Origin of the sequence: Shimia sp. R9_2 (assembly GCF_017743735.1) — a bacterium.
Classification (GTDB): domain Bacteria; phylum Pseudomonadota; class Alphaproteobacteria; order Rhodobacterales; family Rhodobacteraceae; genus Shimia.
Window position 1 is genome coordinate 382,384 of record NZ_JAGHRO010000003.1, and the last position, 18,976, is coordinate 401,359.

Below are 18,976 nucleotides of genomic sequence, written 5' to 3' on the forward strand. Positions count from 1 at the left end.
GAGGCAGACATGTCCAAAGAATGGCCCCTCTGGGAAATCTTCATCCGTGGCCAACATGGCCTAAGCCACCGCCACGTCGGCTCTCTGCACGCGCCAGATGCAGAAATGGCGATCAAAAACGCACGCGATGTCTACACCCGCCGCAACGAAGGTGTGTCCATCTGGGTGGTTGAAGCCAACAATATCGCTGCCTCGGCCCCGTCCGAGAAAGGCCCGCTTTATGAACCTTCTGAGAGCAAAATCTACCGCCACCCCACCTTCTACGACATCCCTGATGACGTGGGGCATATGTGATGGATCAGGATAAAACACAGCTCACTGAATTCCTGCTGCGGATGGGCGACAACGCCTTGATCCTCGGCCACCGCACCTCTGAATGGTGCGGCCATGCGCCCGTGCTCGAAGAAGACATCGCGCTCGCCAACACAGCGCTCGACCTGATGGGCCAAACCCAGCTCTGGCTCACCTATGCCGCAGAGGTCATGGGCGACGGCAAAACCGCCGACGACCTCGCTTTTTTGCGCGACGTCTGGGATTTCCGCAATCTCCTACTGGTCGAGCTGCCCAATGGCGATTTTGGCCAAACCCTGATGCGCCAATTCCTCTTTGACGCCTTCCAGTCAATCCACCTGCCCCGTCTGGCAAAATCCTCAGATCCGCGCGTCGCTGAGATTGCGGAGAAAGCCAGTAAAGAAGCCGCCTATCATGTGGAGCGGTCAGCTGACACCGTGGTTGGTCTTGGCGATGGCACCGAGGAAAGCCACAACCGTATGCAAGCCGCGCTCGATCGGCTCTGGCCTTACATTGGAGAGATGTTTGCCAGCGATCCGGTGGATGCCGCCATGGCCGAGGCCGGCATCGCCCCCGATCCCGCCAACCTGCGCACTGAATATGACGCTCTGGTGGGCAGAGTACTCGCTGAGGCCACGCTGACGGTCCCGGAAAGCACATTTGCGCACAAAGGTGGTCGCACTGGTCAGACGCACACCGAACACCTCGGGCATTTGCTGACCCAAATGCAGTGGCTGCAGCGCGCCTATCCGGGGGCAACGTGGTGATGCCGCTTTACTGCCACCCAATTCAGGGCTTTGCCCTGAACAGCGCCCGAACCGCCCCCACGGGGCGGGCGTTTCGCTTCCACCCCTCGGTTCGGCCGCTGGGCAAAACATGATAGGTCATACCATGTCTTTGCCGTCGACAGATACCGTCTGGTCTTGGCTCCACGCCATCCCTGATCCCGAAATTCCGGTGATCTCGCTCACCGATCTCGGCGTGATCCGCGATGTGACATACGAAGATGACACGCTCATCGTCACCGTGACCCCCACCTATTCCGGCTGCCCCGCCACCTCGATCATCAACCTCGATATCGAAACCGCTCTGCGAGACCACGGCATCACCGACCTCAAATTGCGCAGCCAGCTCAGCCCAGCATGGACCACCGACTGGATGACAGATCAGGGCCGCGCCAAGCTCAAAGCCTATGGCATCGCGCCTCCGACACCCTCTGGCCGCCCAGAATGCTGCCCGAACTGCAACGCAGAAGCGGTTGAAAAGATAAGTCAATTTGGCTCCACGCCCTGCAAATCTCTCTGGCGCTGCAAGAGCTGCCTGGAACCCTTTGACCACTTCAAATGCATCTGAGGAGACCACCATGGCGCGTTTTCATGCCCTCACAGTCACAGACATACAAAAAACCATCCGGGACGCGGTGGTGGTCACCCTCGCCCCGACAGCAGATGACGCGGCAGTGTTTGATTTCACCCAAGGCCAATACCTGACGTTCAAGCGAGATTTTGACGGCGAAGAGCTGCGCCGCTCATATTCGATCTGCGCGGGCAAAGACGACGGCGTGCTGCAGGTTGGCATCAAACGGGTTGATGGCGGGGCCTTTTCCACATGGGCCAATACCGACCTGAAAATCGGCGACACGCTCTCTGCCATGCCACCCATGGGCACGTTTTTCACAGTCCTAGACGCAGACAAGGCCAAAACCTACCTCGGCTTTGCCGGAGGCTCCGGCATCACACCGGTGCTTTCCCTGATCAAAACCACCCTCAGCCGCGAACCACGCGCCAATTTCACCCTGATCTACGCCAACAAAGGCGTCACCACGATCATGTTCCGCGAGGAACTCGAAGACCTCAAAAACCTCTACATGGGCCGCTTCAACGTGATCCACGTGCTGGAAAGTGACAGTCAGGAAATCGACCTCTTCACCGGGCTGGTGACAGAGGAGAAATGCGCGCAGCTCTTTGGCTCCGGATGGATCGACATCACAAGCGTCGACACCGCCTTCATCTGCGGGCCGGAACCGATGATACTTGGCATCGCAAAAGCGCTGCAGGATCACGGTCTTGCCAAAGAGCAGATCAAGTTTGAACTTTTCGCCAGCAGCCAGCCCGGCCGCGCCAGACAGAAAGCGGCCAGCACGACCTCAGAGGCTGACAAAGTGACTGCTACAATCACGCTGGATGGTGCCACGCAGACCATCACCATGGATCAGAACACCGCCATTCTAGACGCGGCGCGTGCGCAGTCACTTGACGTGCCCTATGCCTGCAAGGCGGGCGTCTGCGCCACCTGTCGCTGCCGCGTGCTTGAAGGCGAGGTTGACATGCACACCAACCACGCGCTGGAGGATTACGAGGTGGAGAAAGGCTACGTATTGTCGTGCCAATCCTACCCGCTCAGCGACCGCGTGGTGGTGTCATATGACGAATGAGAACGCTTTAAATTCAAGGCGCTAACAATCTACAATCTATGACCTTTTCTTAAGTCGGACCGTCGGTGGATGGCGCGGGAGAGCCTGAGCTTTCCTCTTCAGTGTCAAACGCGCCGCCAATACCGATGCCATAATCCAGCGCACCGATGCCGAGATCATATCCAAGGCTGAAATCGACGTAGAAATCCTCATCCAGATAGGCCGCACCCACCGTCGGCCGGATCGCACCGGAGCCAAACTTATAATCCGCCCCGATCGCCAAAACCGCACTTTCCGGCTCGTCATCACTGAAAACGCGAACGCCCGCAGCCACGTCGCCGCCAAACACAAGAGTGACGCCAAAACCAAAGGACGGATCGGCTTGCGTGAAGGTCGGCCCAGCCAGCGCCGTTACCAAAACAACAGATTTCATATAGGTCTTCATGAAAATCCCTCAAACAAATTAACCAAAAAACAAATCTTAACACCGGCGCTGACCAGTGCAAATATTAACGCATATTAAGGATGTTTTGTCAGGTCAGGGTTTCCCGCCCCCGGCGGTGCCAGTGTTTCCAGCGGTCCCTGTGATCCCGTTCAGCACAAGATCGGCCACCACATCCGCATAGCGCAGCCGCGCGGCCTGATCCGCAGCGCTCTGCCACATATAGTACCAATTCAGCATGCCAAAGATCGACATGGTGGTTTCATGCAGGCGCGCTGCATCCTCGGCAAACAGCTCTGGCGCATTGGCCGCCACAACCCTCTTCATCACCGCCACCATGTCACGCTGATAACCGCGCAGCACCTGCTGCTCTGCCTCAGGCAGGCGCGCAATGCCGCTGCTCTGCACCCGATGCTCATCGTCAGCACCCTGATAGGCCAGCAGGATTTCACGCAACAGTGCGCGCAGCTGCGCCTCAGGTGCCATCTCCGCCAGCTCCAAACCACAAACCCGATCACGCAACGCCCGCAGATAGCTGTCCAGCACATCAAACAGCAAGGCATCCTTGCCGCTGTAGTAGTGATAGATATTGGCCTTGGAGACGCCGCAGGCCTTTGCCAAGACCGTCATCGACGCGCGGTCAAACCCTTCGGCGGCAAAGACTTTTGCCGCCACCTTCAGGATATGCGCCCGCTTCTGATCGTGATCTTTGGCAATTGTACGCGCCATGGGCTCAGCCTTCGCTCCGCCGGTCAACAACCCGCCGCGCTTTGCCCTGAGAGCGCTCCACCGAGCCAGGCGCACCCACAGAAACCGCTGCAGAAACGCCGATCATCGCTTTGATATGTTTGCTCAAAACCCGCGTAGCCTCTTCTGTGTTGCCCGCTTCCGGCAGCGCCTCAACATGCACCCGCATCGCGTCCATCCGACCGTCTTTGTAAAGTTCGATCTGGTAATAGGGCGCAAGCCCCTCCGTGGCCAGCACCTGTTCCTCGATTTGTGAGGGGAACACATTCACCCCGCGCAAAATAATCATGTCATCACTGCGCCCCGTGATCTTCTCCATCCGGCGCATCGAGCGGGCCGTGCCGGGCGACAGCCGGGTCAAATCGCGCGTGCGATAGCGCACCATTGGCAGGCCTTCTTTGGTCAGGGTGGTAAACACCAACTCGCCAATTTCCCCGTCTGCAACCACTTCGCCGGTCTCAGGGTTGATGATCTCCGGATAGAAATGATCCTCCCAGATCACCGGCCCATCTTTGGTTTCCACACATTCGTTGGCCACGCCCGGCCCCATGATCTCCGACAGCCCGTAGATGTCGACCGCATGCATATCAAAGGCGGCTTCCACCTCTTTGCGCATCGCATCGGTCCAGGGCTCCGCCCCAAACACCCCAACGCTCAGCGAACTCTCTCGCGGATCAATCCCGGCCGCCTGAAACGCCTCCAGAATGTTGAGCATATAGCTCGGCGTCACCATGATCCCATCCGGCTTGAAATCTGTGATCAACCCAACCTGTTTCTCGGTCTGCCCGCCACTCATCGGCACCACCGTCGCCCCAAGACGCTCAATCCCGTAGTGCGCGCCCAGCCCGCCGGTGAACAGCCCATATCCATAGGCGTTGTGGATCATGTCACCCGCGCGCAATCCCGACGCCCGGAGGCTGCGCGCCATCAAATCCGCCCAATTGTCGATGTCCTTTTGCGTATATCCCACCACCGTAGGCTTGCCCGTGGTGCCGGAAGAGGCATGCAGCCGGGCAATCTGCGCTCGTGGCACTGCCAGCATGCCAAAGGGATAGTTGTCGCGCAGGTCGTCTTTGTGGGTGAAGGGAAATTTCGCCAGATCGCTGAGCGATTTCAGATCATCCGGATGCACGCCCGCCGCATCAAACCGCAGTCGGTACATCGGTACATTCTCATAGGCATGGCGCAGAGACCATTTCAGCCGCGCGAGCTGCACCGCCCGGATTTCGTCAATCGAGGCAATTTCGATTGGCTCCAGCTCCTCCCGCCGTGGTGACAAATCCTTCATGAAACCCTCCCAAGTTCCCCGCTAGTCTTCTTCAAATACCGCACCTTTGACCGCACGCGATGCCCCGCGAAAGGCGGCAATCACCTGATTGTCCTGATTGGTTACGGTAACATCATATAGCCCGCTGCGGCCGGTGAGGCTGATCTCCCGCGCCTCGGCCCGCAGCACATCGCCTTCTTGTCCTGGCGCGAGGTAGCTGATGGCGTTATGCTGCGCGACCGTCATCTGATTGCGACTGTTGCACGCAAAGGCAAAGGCACTGTCCGCCAGCATAAAGGTGATGCCGCCGTGACAGATCCCATGTCCATTGCAATGCTCAGGCCGCACCGTAAGCGTCAGCACTGCACGCCCGGCATCCACCTCGGCAATCTCCATGCCGATATGCTGGCTCGCGCGATCATTCGCCCACATCGCCGCCGCAGCCTTTTCAGCCCGCGCCTTTGGCGTCAGCTCTCCCATCGCGTCCTCCCCATCACTGCCTCCCCTGCGCGATGTTCCTCTCTCCCAGCTTGCATAAACCGAACGGTTGGTCAATAAATAACCAGAGGAGACATTCAGGGAGGGGCAGCCATGTCCATTCATCAGGTGGCAAGTTTTGCCGCAGGCCAGTGGATTGCGCCAAACAGCGCCGCGCGCGCAATTGACTGCGCGATCACCGGCGCGCCTTTCGCAACTGCGGGCAATGACACGCTCGATGTGCAGTTGATGCTGTCTTACGCCCGCAAGACCGGCGGCGCAGCCTTATGCCAGATGACCTTCCATGACCGCGCCCGCATGCTCAAGGCATTGGCGCTGCATCTGCGCGAACACCGTCAGGCGCTTTATGATCTCTCCTTTCATACCGGAGCCACGCAAACCGATCACCTGATCGACATCGACGGCGGCATCGGCACCATGTTGGTCTACGCCTCCAAAGGCCGCCGCGAGATGCCCGACAGCACGGTCTTTCCCGATGGCGAGGTCGAGCAACTCTCCCGCAACGGCAGCTTTCTGGGCCAGCACATCTGCACACCGCTGAAAGGCGTCGCGATCCACATCAACGCCTTCAACTTTCCGGTCTGGGGCATGCTTGAGAAACTCGCCCCCACGCTTTTGGCCGGTGTGCCCGCCATTGTAAAACCCGCCACCGCCAGCTGTTATGTCACCGAGCTTTGCGTGCGTCTCATCATCGACAGCGGTATTCTTCCCAAAGGCGCTTTGCAGCTGGTCTCCGGCGGCCTTGGCGACATGCTCGATCATCTCAGCTGTCAGGATGCTGTGGCCTTCACCGGCTCCGCCCAGATCGCATTAGCACTGCGCTCCAACCCGCTGATTTTGCGGAACTCAACCCGGTTCACCTCAGAGGCCGACAGCCTCAATGCCTCCATCCTTGGGCCGGACGCCACAGTGGGCACACCGGAATTTGACCTCTTCATCAAAGAGGCCGCGCAGGAAATGACCAACAAAGCGGGGCAAAAATGCACCGCCATCCGCCGCATCATCGTGCCGGAAAGCGCGACCGAAAGCGTCATAGACGCGCTCAGTCAGCGCTTGTCCGACACCCTGATCGGAGATCCCCGCGCCCCCAACACCCAGATGGGGGCCTTGGTCTCCGCCGCGCAGAAACGTGATGTACATGCCAAGGCCGCGCTTCTCGCCACCGAATGCGAACAGGTGTTTGACGGGGCCGGAAACATGGAACTTGCCAGCGACCTCGCCAAGGGCGCCTTTGTGCCGCCCATGCTGTTTCACTGCGCCGATCCGGACACCGCCACCCATGCCCATGGTACCGAAGCCTTCGGCCCGGTCTCCACCATCATGAGCTATCGCACGCTCGACCACGCCATTGCGCTGGCCAATAAGGGACAAGGCTCGCTGGTCACCTCACTGATCACACAGGATGCGGATGTTGCCCGCGACGTCGCGCTGGGCAGCGCAGCCTATAATGGCCGCATCTACATCAACAACCGCGACAGCATGGCCGAGGCCACAGGGCATGGCGCGCCCCTGCCCCATATGACCCACGGCGGCCCCGGGCGCGCTGGCGGCGGTGAGGAACTGGGCGGCATTCGCGCCGTCAAACACTACATGCAGCGCACCGCCATTCAGGGCAGCCCCGACATGCTCGCCAAAATCACCGGCCATTGGGTGCCCGGTGCCATCCAACAGCCCGCGCCTGCCCACCCGTTCACCCGCAGTTTTGGAGAACTGCAGACCGGCGAGACCCTGCACACCGCATCGCGCGAAGTGTCGCTTGAGGACATAGAACACTTTGCCCATTTCACCGGCGACACTTTCTATGCCCACATGGACGAGGCAGCCGCCGCCCGAAATCCCTTCTTCCCCGGCCGCGTCGCCCACGGGTATCTGCTGCTGTCCTTCGCCGCTGGTCTTTTTGTCGAGCCCAACGAAGGCCCTGTGCTGGCCAATACCGGCCTTGATAACCTGCGCTTCATGAAACCGGTGGTTCCGGGTGACAGCATCAAGGTCGCGCTTACCGTGAAGCAGAAAACCAAGCGCAATGACGAGTACGGCGAGGTCCGCTGGCACGTGCGCCTCACCAATCAGGATGATGAGGCGGTGGCCGAATATGAGCTCCTGACCATGGTGGCCTACTAGCAGCCCGCCAAGGGGCCGCAATAAGCCGCTTGTTCAAAGGCATACGGCGCGCTACCCATTGGCCTGCAACCACTTCGGACCCGCCCATGCCCCTCGCGCTCACCCAGCTTGCCGACCTCGCCACCCTGCCGTTTGACGAGGTCATCGATGTGCGCTCCCCAGCCGAGTTTGCCGAGGATCACATGCCCGGCGCGATCAACCTGCCTGCGCTTTCCAATGAGGAACGCGCCCGCGTCGGCACGATCTATGTGCAAGAAGACCCGTTCAAAGCCCGCAAAATCGGAGCTGCGTTGGTGTCGCGCAATATGGCTGCGCATCTTGAGGGCCCGCTTGCGGATCGTGAAGGCAGCTACAAACCCTTGGTTTATTGCTGGCGCGGCGGCCAGCGCTCAGGCTCCGTGGCCATCATCCTCAAACAAATCGGCTGGCGCGCGGACACGGTGGTGGGCGGCTATCAGGCCTATCGCCGTCTGGTCTCCAAGGCGCTGTATGATGGCACGATGCCCTGCCCTGTGGTGGTGATCGACGGCGGCACAGGCACGGCCAAAACCCGTCTTTTGCATCACCTCGCAGCCCAAGGCGCTCAAACGCTCGATCTGGAGGCCATGGCCGCCCATCGCGGCTCTCTCTTTGGCCCGATCTCAGAGGTGCAGCCGAGCCAGAAAGCCTTTGAAAGCCGGCTGGCTATGGGCCTCGCCGCGCTCAAGCCGGACCGTCCGGTCTATGTGGAGGCCGAAAGCTCCAAGATTGGCCGCCTGATCATCCCGCCAGCCCTCTGGCAGGCCATGATCGCCGCGCCCAATCTGCGCCTCACCGCCCCTTTAGAGGCCCGTGTCACCCATCTGATGACCGCCTATCCCGACATGCTGGAAGACAGCGCCAAACTCGCCGATGTGCTGAGCCAGCTGACCCGCTATCACGGCCATGAAACCGTGCAAGAGTGGCAGACCTTAGCGCAGGCCCGTGATTTTGCGCCCCTCATTCAGGCTCTGGTGACAACGCATTACGACCCGCGCTACGCCCGCATCAGCCGCGCGCACGCTCCGGCCGCCAAGGAGATCTCCTTGCAAGATTTGTCTCAGGATACGCTGGCCGCCACTGCCGCCGAACTGATCGCTGCGGAGTGATCAGATCAGGGTAATGGACGGGCCGCCCTCAGTGAGGGTGCCGATCACCGCCGCGTCATGCCCCAGCGCGCGCAGCTGCACCACCAAGCCTGCCGCTTCCTCCGCCTTCACTGCCGCCAACAGGCCACCCGCAGTCTGCGGATCATGCAGCAACACCGCCCGTGGGCTCTCCCCGCCAAACACCGTCGTATGCGCCGCGTTGTCATTGTAGATCGTGCTGCGGTGCCCTGCGGCTGCCAGCGCTTCGGCACCGCCATAAACCGGCACCGCGGCCAGATCGAGCGCCGCCGCCAGTTCGGAGGCCTTGCAGATAGCCATCAAATGACCGGCCAGGCCAAAGCCCGTGACATCCGTCATCGCATGGGCACCCCGCAGGATCGCAGCCGCATCTCCCTGCGGCTGCGCCATCTGCGCCAGCGCGGTGGTCACATCCGCCCCTTGCGCTTTGCCTTGCATCATCGCCGCCAGCAGCGTGCCGGAACCGATGGGCCGCGTCAGGATCAAGCGATCCCCGGCTTTCGCACCCGCCACCGTGATCGGCGCGCCGTCGAGCAATCCCGTGACGGTCAGGCCAATGCACAGCTCAGCCCCCATGGTCGAATGTCCGCCGACAATCTCGGCCCCTGCCTGCCGCACCACCAAATCGGTTTGCTGCATCATTTCGGCCATCGCCCGCGCCTGCAGCTCTGGTATCATGCGCGGCAGCGTCACAGAAAGCAGCGCAGACTGCGGCGCAGCCCCCATGGCCCAGACATCTCCCAAAGCATGCACCGCCGCAATCCGCGCCATCAGCCCGGGATCTTGGATAAAGCCGCGTAGATGATCGACGGAAATCACCTGACGCGCCGCGCCCATCTGCAACACCGCCGCATCATCTCCCGGACCGCTCAACACATCATCGCGCGTTCCCACTGGCAATGCCGCCACGGCCTGTGCCAATTGTTTGGGTGCCACTTTGGCCCCACAGCCGCCGCACAACATCTGATCCGCACCCAGCGAAGGGCCGCCCTGTGCTACCAGCTCAGGTTTGGTGGCGGTCGCCATGTTTGGCAGCTCGTCAAACTGGCGCATGAATTTCTGGTCGATCCCATCCTTGAGGGTCCACAGCGTCTTGGCCGGTCCGCGCAGCACACGACCCCATTTCGCAGCCATCGCCTCTTTGCCCCCCAGCGAGATCAGCTTCAGGTAATCCCCCTGCGGACGGAACACCTCATAGCTACCTCCGGTCAGCGCAGCGCGAATATTGGCCAGAAGAACCGGCGCGGCCCGCACCGCAAATACGCCAGCCTTGGGGCGCGGCGATGCCAGCAGATGCGCGCAATCACCTACGGCAAACAGACCTTCCTGCCCCTCAACCAACAGCCGGTCATCCACCTGCACAAAACCATCCGCGTCACAGGGAAGCCCTGAGCCCGCAACCCAGTCATGGGCAAAACCACCCGCGGTTGCCACAGTGAACTCAGAGGTCACATCCTCAGCGCCCTTCAGGGCCACCGCATCCGCACGCACCTGGCTCACCTTCGCGTTCACATGCACCGTGATATCAAGCGCTGACATGGCCGCACGCAATGGCGCATCCGCTCCCGGCACGCCAGTGCCAAGCCGTGCCCCCGCCTCGATCAGATGCACCCCGCCCGGTCGGCCGATCTGGCGCAGGTGGTGCGCCATTGCCATTGCCAGTTCCGATCCGGCGACCCCGCCGCCAATCACCGCCACGCGGCCTTCGGCCTGTCCCATCTCGACTTGTTTGAGGAACCCCGCCCATCTGTCAGCATAGAGCCCCAAGGGCTTCGCCCCGACGCCGTATTTGGCAAATCCGGCAATATGAGGCGTAACCGCATGCAGCCCTACGTCCAGCGACGCAACATCGTAGGGGATTTCGCGCGTTCCAAGGATGGCATCCTCTACCGTCACAACCCGTGCCGTAGGGTCAATCGCGGTTGCCGCCCCATCGATCAACCGAACACCGGCCCATGCTGCCAGCTTCACCAGATCGATATCAAGCGCCTCCCGGCTGTAGTGCCCGGCAATATGCCCCGGCAACATCCCCGAATAAGGCGCCGTCGGTCCGGGATTGATCAGCGTGACCTGCACACCGGCCACCGGCTGCATCCCCCACATGCGCAACAGCAGCGCATGGGCATGGCCGCCCCCCACCAGAACCAGATCGCGGGTCAGCATCCTGTCAGCAGTCATCGGCATTCTGTCTCTGTGCCTCATCCGTCCAATTTGCCCTTGGATACCCCAAGCCAACGCCCTGTAACACCCTTCTACCAAAACGTGATTTACGGCGACGAAAACCTGCCTGTTGCGCGGTGTTGCGCTGCAATGCGGCGCAAAACGGCACCTCCGCGATACCGACGCGATACCGAAGCCAAAAGTGAGCGGATTTCGACCGAACGGTAAAGAATTAACCCCGCCAGCGCCATGGCCGCTAGACATCGCCTGCCCACATTGTAAGTGTGCGCTCTCAACCATCAAAGAGGACGGCTATGAGCGCGCGCAAGATCATCATCGACACGGACCCCGGGCAAGACGACGCCGTCGCCATTCTGCTGGCGCTGGCCAGCCCCGAGGAGATCGACGTTCTCGGCATCACCGCCGTTGCTGGCAACGTGCCGCTCTCTTTGACCGCCAAAAATGCGCGTATTGTCTGTGAGTTAGCAGGCAAATCCGACGTGAAGGTCTTCGCCGGATGTGAGCGCCCAATGGGCCGCGTTCTGGTGACCGCTGAGCACGTGCACGGCGAAACCGGCCTCAACGGCCCCGTGCTTCCCGATCCTGAAATGCCGCTTCAGGACATGCACGGCGTTGAATTCATTATCGAAACCCTGCGCGCACATGAAGCTGGCACCGTCACGCTCTGCCCGCTTGGCCCGCTCACCAACATCGCGACCGCTTTTGAGAAAGCACCTGATATCATTGAAAAGGTTCAGGAAATTGTCTTGATGGGCGGTGCCTACTTTGAGGTGGGCAACATCACGCCCGCAGCCGAATTCAACATATATGTGGACCCGCAAGCCGCTGATATCGTGTTCAAATCCGGCGTTCCGATTGTGGTCATGCCGCTCGATGTCACCCATAAGGCACTGGTGACCAAACCACGCAACGACGCCTTCCGCGCGCTGGGCACCAAAGCCGGTGTCGCAGTTGCGGAAATGACTGATTTCTTTGAACGTTTTGACCGCGAGAAATACGGCTCAGAAGGCGCACCGCTGCACGATCCCTGCGTCACCGCCTATCTGATCAAGCCCGATCTGTTCACCGGCCGCCACATCAATGTGGAGATCGAAACCCAGTCTGAATTGACTATGGGCATGACCGTCGCCGATTGGTGGGGCGTCACCGACCGCAAACCCAACGCACTGTTCATCGGCGACGTGGATGCTGACGGCTTCTTCGGCCTGCTCACCGAAAGGCTCGCACGACTATGAGCGGCGCCGTACATCTCGCTACCGAGGCAGATTTTCACCGCCTGGACGCACTTGTGGCCGCATTTCACGCTGAGATGCACATGGCAAGCTCGCCAGAAAAACGCGCCGACGCGCTGGTGCCACTGCTAAATGGTTCGCCCTACGGAAGCGCCTACCTGATCGGCCCGCGCCGCGCCCCGGTTGGCTATCTTGTGGTGACCTTCAGCTGGTCGGTGGAGTTTGCCGGAATGGACGCCGCCATCGACGAATTCTACATCCGTCCCAATGTGCGCGGCCGTGGCATGGCCTCCAGCGCGCTTTACAGCATCTGTGAAGCGCTTGAAAACAATGGCATAACTGCGTTTCATATCGAAGTGGATCGCGAGGATGCCTCCACGCAGAAGCTCTATGAGCGCGCAGGGTTCACGCGACGTGACCGCTTCGCTTTGATGACCCGCGCGAAACGCTGACGCAAAGCCTCTGGATTTCTGGAGCGGGCGGATTATCTTGCCTCTATGAGCCTGCATATTCCCTTTGAAAACAGCTACGTCGATCTCCCCGATCGCCTGTTTGCCCGCCAGAAACCCACACCGGTCCGTGCACCCAAATTGATCGCCTACAACGCGCCCCTTGGTGCGGAACTGGGCATCACCGAAGACACGGACGAGGCAGAACTCGCGCAGGTCTTTTCCGGCACGCAACTGCCGGAAGGTTCAGATCCGATCGCACAGCTTTATGCCGGCCATCAGTTTGGCAACTGGAACCCGCAGCTTGGTGACGGTCGTGCGGTTCTCTTAGGGGAATCAAACGGTTACGACATTCAACTTAAGGGATCTGGAAAAACCCCTTTCTCTCGTCGTGGCGATGGCCGCTCGTGGCTCGGCCCCGTTCTGCGCGAGTATATTGTCTCCGAGGCCATGCATGCCTTCGGCGTTCCAACCACCCGCGCCCTTGCCGCCGTGGAAACCGGTGAAACCGTCTTTCGCGAGCGCCCACAACCCGGTGGCATCCTCACCCGTGTCGCCAGCAGCCACATCCGTGTTGGCACCTTTCAAGTCCTCGCTGCCCGCCAAGATATTGAGGGGCTTCAATCCCTTATGAGCTATTCCTGCGCGCGCCATTATCCTGAGGCTTCGAGCCCTGCGGAATTTCTGGCCTCCGTCATCGCACGCCAAGCCGCGCTGGTGGCCCATTGGATGGCCCTAGGCTTCATTCATGGGGTGATGAACACAGACAACTGCAGCATTTCGGGCGAAACCATCGACTATGGCCCCTGCGCCTTCATGGATGCGTTCCACCCCGGAAAAGTGTTCTCCTCCATCGACCACTACGGCCGCTATGCCTATGGTAATCAACCGGAAATCGCCGCTTGGAACATGGCACAACTGGCCACCGCACTGCTGCCGCTGGAAAGCAATTCCGACGCCGCTGTGCAAGAATTCACCAAGCTGGTGCACGCCATGCCCGAGATGATCCGCACCGGGTGGCGCAACCGCTTTGCCGCCAAGTTGGGCATCACGGAAGTTGTGGCCGAGGATGAAGACTTGATTGCGGACTTGCTGGAAATCATGACCGACACCAAGGTCGATTTCACCAATAGTTTCAGAGTCCTAACTGATGGAACTGCCACAGAGTCTCCTCTTGGTGCCAATGACACCTTCCAGAACTGGCACAGCAGATGGCAGCGTCGCTTGGAGGCGGAAACCGCTGATCCCAAAGCCACCATGGCTGCGGCCAACCCGGTGCGCATCCCGCGCAACCACCGCATCGAAGCGCTCATTCAGGCCGCGCTTCAGGGGGACTATGCTCCGTTTCACAGACTGCACGCCGCACTTGCGCAGCCCTTTGAGGTCATTGAGGAATTTGCCGACCTCACCGCCCCTCCGGAACCGGAAGAGGTTGTCACACACACCTTCTGCGGCACCTAAACGCGCTTTAAAAGCAAACACAAAGGGCTCTTTATGACCAAATATTTTGTTTATGACGTCTTCACCGAAGCGCCCTTTGGCGGCAACCCTTTGGCGGTGATCCCCGACGCGACAACGCTCGCCGAAGATCAGCTCCAAAAGATCGCCCGCGAGTTCAACTTCTCTGAAACGACCTTCGTTTACCCGCCAAATGAGGTGCAACACACTGCAAAGGTTCGTATTTTCACGCCGACCATGGAAATCCCATTCGCCGGGCATCCCGTTGTTGGCACCGCACTCGCGCTCGCCGATGAAGGCGCCCAAGGAGATCTGACACTGGAGCTCGGCATCGGCCCCGTCGCCTGCAAGATCAACGGACGACACGCAGAGTTTGTCACCACCGCCGCGTTGGATTTGCAGGCCGAGCCTGGCCCCGCGCTGGTAGCCGCAGCACTTGGCACCCGCACCGACAACATCGTCTTTGCCACCCATCCGCCCGTCATGGCATCTCTTGGACTGCCCTTCACTATCACACAGCTCAAATCCCGTGACGCACTCGCTAATCTGACCACAGACATTGCCGCCTTTAGGGAAGGCAACGCCAAACACCCCTCCGGGCTCGATTTTGCGCAATTTACCTATGTGCGTGACGGCAACCATGTCGATGCCCGCATGTTTGCCCCGCTGGACAACATTCCCGAAGACCCCGCCACCGGCAGCGCCTGCGCCACCCTTGGTGCTTTGCTCCATCGCATCGAAGGCGCGCCGGTGACGCTCTACATCGTACAGGGCGAAGACATGGGGCGGCGCAGCGAGATCTCCGTGCGAGCCGACAGCGCAGGCGTGGCCGTCGCGGGGAGCGCCGTGCGGGTCATGTCAGGAAATCTGACCCTCTAATCCGGAGTTTTCCCCAGAAATCTTGGCAAATTGCTGTGGAATTTGATGACGTCTTTGGATAGACAGGAAAGCCAGAAAAACAAGGCATCCAAAACGGGCGATCATGGGCGACACCATCATAGAACGCTGCGAAGCCAAAGGCTTACGCATGACAGGACAACGCAGGACCATCGCGGCCGTTTTACAGGACTGTGATGACCACCCCGATGTCGAAGAGCTCTATGCCCGCGCTTCGGCGCGTGATTCCGGCATTTCGCTGGCCACCGTCTACCGCACCGTGAAACTCTTTGAAGAAGCGGGCATCCTTGACAAACATGAGTTTGGCGACGGCCGCGCGCGCTATGAGGATGCGGAGCGCGCCCATCATGACCACCTGATTGACATCAACTCCGGCGAGGTCATCGAATTTGTCGATCCGGAGATCGAAGCGCTTCAGGAAAAGATTGCCGAAAAGCTCGGCTATGCGCTCAAGGGCCATCGGCTCGAGCTCTACGGCGTACCGATCAAGAAATAACCGCCTTTCAGGCATAGGTTTACCCCCTCTGAGGGGATCAGGTCCGTTGCGCTGCAGCGGGCCTTTTTGTTTGGGACAACCACCAACAAAGCAGACCGCGCTCAATCGGCACCGTCAAAGATCGTGAGCCCCCAAATTCCAGATGCGACACTTTCTGTCGCAATCCGACATGCCGGGGCGTTTGCGTTGTTCGTTTGATGAAACCAACAACAAGAGGGAGATCGCCATGGAGACCACCACCCGCGTGGCCGTTATTGGGGGCGGCGTTGTTGGCTGCTCGGTATTGTACCATCTGACCAAGCTTGGCTGGTCTGACGTCATGCTTCTCGAGCGCAATGAGCTGACCTCTGGTTCGACATGGCACGCTGCGGGCGGCTTTCACACGTTGAACGGCGACACCAATATGGCGGCCCTTCAGGGCTACACAATCAACCTCTACAAGGAACTTGAAGAGCTCACCGGCATGTCCTGCGGCCTGCACCACGTCGGAGGCGTGACGCTGGCGGACAATCAGGACCGGTTTGACATGCTGCTGGCCGAACGGGCCAAGCATCGCTTCATGGGGCTGGACACCGAAATCCTCACGCCGGAGGAAATTCAGAAGTTCGCCCCTGCCACCAATATCGAGGGCATCCTCGGTGCGCTCTATGATCCGCTGGACGGGCACCTTGACCCGTCCGGCACCACCCATGCCTACGCCAAGGCCGCGCGGCTTGGTGGCGCAACGATCCAGACCCACACAAAGGTTCTGGCCACCAAACAACGCACCGATGGCACTTGGGATGTGATCACCGACAAGGGTACGATCCATGCGGAGCATGTGGTCAATGCGGCGGGCCTCTGGGCGCGCGAAGTTGGGGCCATGGCCGGTGTCTATTTCCCGCTACATCCAATGGAGCATCAATACATCGTCACCGAAGATGTGCCTTTGATTGTCGAAATGATGCAGGACGGCAAAGAGCACCCGCATGTGATGGACCCCGCTGGAGAAAGCTACTTCCGTCAGGAAGGCCGCGGCCTCTGCATCGGCTTTTATGAGCAACCCTGCCGCCCCTGGGCGGTCGATGGCACCCCTTGGGACTTTGGCCATGAGCTGCTGCCGGATGATTTTGACAAGATCGAAGACAGCATTGCCTTTGCCTACAACCGTTTCCCTGCTCTGCAAACAGCAGGTGTAAAATCGGTCATCCACGGCCCCTTCACCTTTGCCCCAGACGGCAACCCGCTTGTCGGCCCCGTGCCCGGCATGCGCAACTACTGGTCCGCATGTGCCGTGATGGCCGGCTTCAGCCAGGGCGGCGGCGTTGGGCTGATGCTGGCGCAATGGATGGTCGAAGGAGAATGTGAGCGCGACACCTTCGCCATGGATTGCGCACGGTTTGGCGATTGGATCACACCGGGCTACACGCGCCCGAAAGTCATCGAAAACTACCAGACCCGCTTCTCGGTCTCCTATCCAAACGAAGAACTGCCCGCCGCGCGCCCGTTCCGGCAGACGCCGATGTATGACGTGTTTGACAAGATGGGTGCCGTCTGGGGACAGCAGTTTGGCCTTGAGGTGGTGAACTACTTCGCAGAAGGCGATGAGCCGCGCTATGAAACCCCGTCGTTCCGCCGTTCTAACGCCTTTGAAGCCACCGCGCGCGAGGTCAAAGCCGTGCGCGAAGCCGTGGGCATCAACGAAGTCCACAACTTCGGGAAATACATGGTCACCGGCCCAAATGCCCGCAAATGGCTCAACAAGATCATGGCGGGCCGCATTCCGGAACCGGGCCGCCTGAGCCTGACCCCCATGCTGTCCCACAAGGGCCGCTTGATCGGCGACTTCACCGTGTCTTGCCTGTCAGAAGACGCTTTCCAGCTGACCGCCTCTTACGGCGCGCAGGCCTATCACATGCGGTGGTTTGAGCAGAATGAGGCCGAAGGCGTGCTGGTCAAAAACGTGTCCGACCGCCTGACAGGCTTCCAGATCGCTGGCCCCAAGGCCCGCGAAGTCCTGCAGGCCTGCACCCGCAGCAATATCTCAGACATGGCCTTCATGGATGTGCGGCCGCTGACCATCGGCATGGCGGACTGCATTGTCCAGCGGGTCAGCTACACCGGCGATCTGGGCTTTGAAATCTACTGCGATCCGATGGCACAACGCGCCCTCTGGAACACACTTTGGGGGGCCGGAGAGCCGCTTGGCATGCGCCCCTTTGGCATGCGCGCCATGATGTCTCTGCGGCTCGACAAATTCTTCGGCTCCTGGCTTTCGGAATATTCCCCTGATTACACCGCCGCTGAAACCGGATTGGACCGCTTTATCTCCTTCAAGAAAGAAGGCGCTTTCATCGGTCGTGAAGCAGCGGAAGCGCAGAAAGCCGAAGGCGCAGCCCGCAAACAGTGCTGCTTTGAGGTAGAGGCAGAGGACGCAGACGTTCACGCCTATGAGCCGATTTGGCTCGATGGTGAAGTGGTTGGCTTCTGCACATCCGGCGGCTACTCGCACCACGCACAGAAATCCATCGCCATTGGTTTTGTGCCCACCAAACAGATCACCGATGATCTGGAGGTTGAGATCGAAATCCTTGGAAAAATGCGCTCGGCGAAGATCATGACAGCCCCGCCATTTGATGCAGACGGCACGCGCATGCGGGGCTAGTATCGCCTCAGAAAACAGAGGCGCCGCAAAACCTGCGGTACCCACTATGGGCGTTGGTTCAAGAAAATGATTTCGATACTGATACTTGCAGCAGGATCTTCATCTCGCATGCGCGGCGGAGACAAATTGATGGAGGAGGTAGAAGGCGCCCCACTGCTGCGCAATCTGGCCCAACGGGCCATGAAGACCGGCTCAGAGGTTCTGGTTGCCCTACCCACGGACAGACCACAGCGCCGCGACGCTCTGGACGGTCTGAACGTCGGCATCGTTGAAGTTTCAGATGCGAGAGAAGGCATGGCCCATTCCCTGCGCGGCGGCATTGCGGCATTGCCAGAGGAGACCAGCGCCGTAATGATCTTACCTGCGGATATGCCGGAGCTCACGTCAGAGGATTTTCAAACACTCACTGCCGAGCATCAAGACGACCCAAAAGCCATTCTGCGGGGCGCGACCAGCACCAACAAACCCGGCCATCCGGTGCTCTTTCCCAGGCGCTTCTTTGAAGATCTGCGCAAACTGTCAGGCGATGTCGGCGCGCGCGACGTTCTGAAAGCCAACCATGATGTGGTGAAACTGATCCCCTTGCCCGGCGATCATGCCCTGATTGATCTGGACACACCGGAGCAATGGGAAAACTGGCGCGCGGCTCAGGATCAAACCCAAGCCGCGCCCCAGTCTTAGAGAAGAGGTCTTAG

General features: G+C 60.0%; 18 protein-coding genes. 13 read left to right on the forward strand and 5 right to left on the reverse strand.

Going from position 1 to position 18,976, the window contains the following annotated elements:
- The first annotated feature begins 9 nt into the window (after positions 1–9).
- The 4 genes from paaB to J7400_RS10480 all read left to right on the forward strand — a co-directional run bounded on the left by paaB (position 10) and on the right by J7400_RS10480 (position 2,725).
- A complete protein-coding gene (gene paaB, locus J7400_RS10465; RefSeq protein WP_209062856.1) occupies positions 10–294 on the forward strand; it encodes a 1,2-phenylacetyl-CoA epoxidase subunit PaaB in 285 nt (94 codons plus the stop codon).
- Positions 294–1,058, forward strand: a complete 765-nt coding sequence (gene paaC, locus J7400_RS10470; RefSeq protein ID WP_209062858.1) for a 1,2-phenylacetyl-CoA epoxidase subunit PaaC — start codon at positions 294–296, stop codon at positions 1,056–1,058. Before paaB ends, paaC begins: the two co-directional genes overlap by 1 nt.
- Before the next feature lie 124 nt (positions 1,059–1,182).
- A complete protein-coding gene (gene paaD / locus J7400_RS10475) occupies positions 1,183–1,644 on the forward strand; it encodes a 1,2-phenylacetyl-CoA epoxidase subunit PaaD (protein WP_209062860.1) in 462 nt (153 codons plus the stop codon).
- A 10-nt stretch (positions 1,645–1,654) separates the two neighbouring features.
- Entirely contained in the window at positions 1,655–2,725 is a 1,071-nt protein-coding gene (locus tag J7400_RS10480) for a 2Fe-2S iron-sulfur cluster-binding protein (protein ID WP_209062862.1), read from the forward strand.
- Positions 2,726–2,774: 49 nt separating this feature from the next.
- Here J7400_RS10480 and J7400_RS10485 read toward each other — a convergent pair whose 3' ends face one another.
- From J7400_RS10485 to paaI, 4 genes are all read right to left on the reverse strand, one after another.
- Positions 2,775–3,149 (reverse strand): hypothetical protein, encoded by a 375-nt coding sequence (locus J7400_RS10485; RefSeq protein WP_209062864.1) that lies wholly within the window; start codon positions 3,147–3,149, stop codon positions 2,775–2,777.
- Between the two features lie 93 nt (positions 3,150–3,242).
- Positions 3,243–3,875, reverse strand: coding sequence for a TetR/AcrR family transcriptional regulator (locus J7400_RS10490; RefSeq protein ID WP_209062866.1), 633 nt, complete (start codon positions 3,873–3,875; stop codon positions 3,243–3,245).
- 4 nt (positions 3,876–3,879) lie between these two features.
- Positions 3,880–5,181 (reverse strand): phenylacetate--CoA ligase PaaK, encoded by a 1,302-nt coding sequence (gene paaK / locus J7400_RS10495; RefSeq protein WP_209062867.1) that lies wholly within the window; start codon positions 5,179–5,181, stop codon positions 3,880–3,882.
- A gap of 21 nt (positions 5,182–5,202) precedes the next feature.
- A complete protein-coding gene (paaI, locus tag J7400_RS10500) occupies positions 5,203–5,631 on the reverse strand; it encodes a hydroxyphenylacetyl-CoA thioesterase PaaI (RefSeq protein ID WP_209063054.1) in 429 nt (142 codons plus the stop codon).
- A gap of 120 nt (positions 5,632–5,751) precedes the next feature.
- On the opposite strand from paaI, the gene paaZ reads away from it, so the two are divergent.
- Together paaZ and mnmH are read left to right on the forward strand one after the other, a co-directional pair.
- Entirely contained in the window at positions 5,752–7,779 is a 2,028-nt protein-coding gene (paaZ, locus tag J7400_RS10505; protein WP_209062869.1) for a phenylacetic acid degradation bifunctional protein PaaZ, read from the forward strand.
- A gap of 86 nt (positions 7,780–7,865) precedes the next feature.
- A complete protein-coding gene (mnmH, locus tag J7400_RS10510) occupies positions 7,866–8,906 on the forward strand; it encodes a tRNA 2-selenouridine(34) synthase MnmH (protein WP_209062871.1) in 1,041 nt (346 codons plus the stop codon).
- Here the strand turns inward: mnmH and selD are convergent, their stop codons facing one another.
- Entirely contained in the window at positions 8,907–11,108 is a 2,202-nt protein-coding gene (selD, locus tag J7400_RS10515; protein ID WP_247738736.1) for a selenide, water dikinase SelD, read from the reverse strand.
- Positions 11,109–11,398: 290 nt separating this feature from the next.
- Between selD and J7400_RS10520 the strand changes: the two genes are divergently transcribed.
- The 7 genes from J7400_RS10520 (at position 11,399) to J7400_RS10550 (ending at position 18,962) form a co-directional block, all read left to right on the forward strand.
- A complete protein-coding gene (locus tag J7400_RS10520; RefSeq protein ID WP_209062874.1) occupies positions 11,399–12,340 on the forward strand; it encodes a nucleoside hydrolase in 942 nt (313 codons plus the stop codon).
- Positions 12,337–12,789 carry a GNAT family N-acetyltransferase gene (locus tag J7400_RS10525; protein WP_209062876.1) on the forward strand — a complete coding sequence of 151 codons (453 nt, stop codon included), beginning with the start codon at positions 12,337–12,339 and terminating at the stop codon, positions 12,787–12,789. The genes J7400_RS10520 and J7400_RS10525 overlap by 4 nt, the downstream gene beginning before the upstream one ends.
- 45 nt (positions 12,790–12,834) lie before the next feature.
- Positions 12,835–14,247, forward strand: coding sequence for a protein adenylyltransferase SelO (locus J7400_RS10530; RefSeq protein ID WP_209062878.1), 1,413 nt, complete (start codon positions 12,835–12,837; stop codon positions 14,245–14,247).
- A gap of 33 nt (positions 14,248–14,280) precedes the next feature.
- Positions 14,281–15,123, forward strand: coding sequence for a PhzF family phenazine biosynthesis protein (locus J7400_RS10535; RefSeq protein WP_209062880.1), 843 nt, complete (start codon positions 14,281–14,283; stop codon positions 15,121–15,123).
- Positions 15,124–15,226: 103 nt separating this feature from the next.
- Entirely contained in the window at positions 15,227–15,637 is a 411-nt protein-coding gene (locus J7400_RS10540) for a Fur family transcriptional regulator (protein WP_209062882.1), read from the forward strand.
- A gap of 226 nt (positions 15,638–15,863) precedes the next feature.
- On the forward strand, positions 15,864–18,281 hold the full coding sequence (locus J7400_RS10545) for an FAD-dependent oxidoreductase (protein WP_209062884.1): 2,418 nt from the start codon (positions 15,864–15,866) through the stop codon (positions 18,279–18,281).
- A 66-nt stretch (positions 18,282–18,347) separates the two neighbouring features.
- On the forward strand, positions 18,348–18,962 hold the full coding sequence (locus tag J7400_RS10550) for a nucleotidyltransferase family protein (protein WP_209062886.1): 615 nt from the start codon (positions 18,348–18,350) through the stop codon (positions 18,960–18,962).
- Positions 18,963–18,976: the final 14 nt, after the last annotated feature.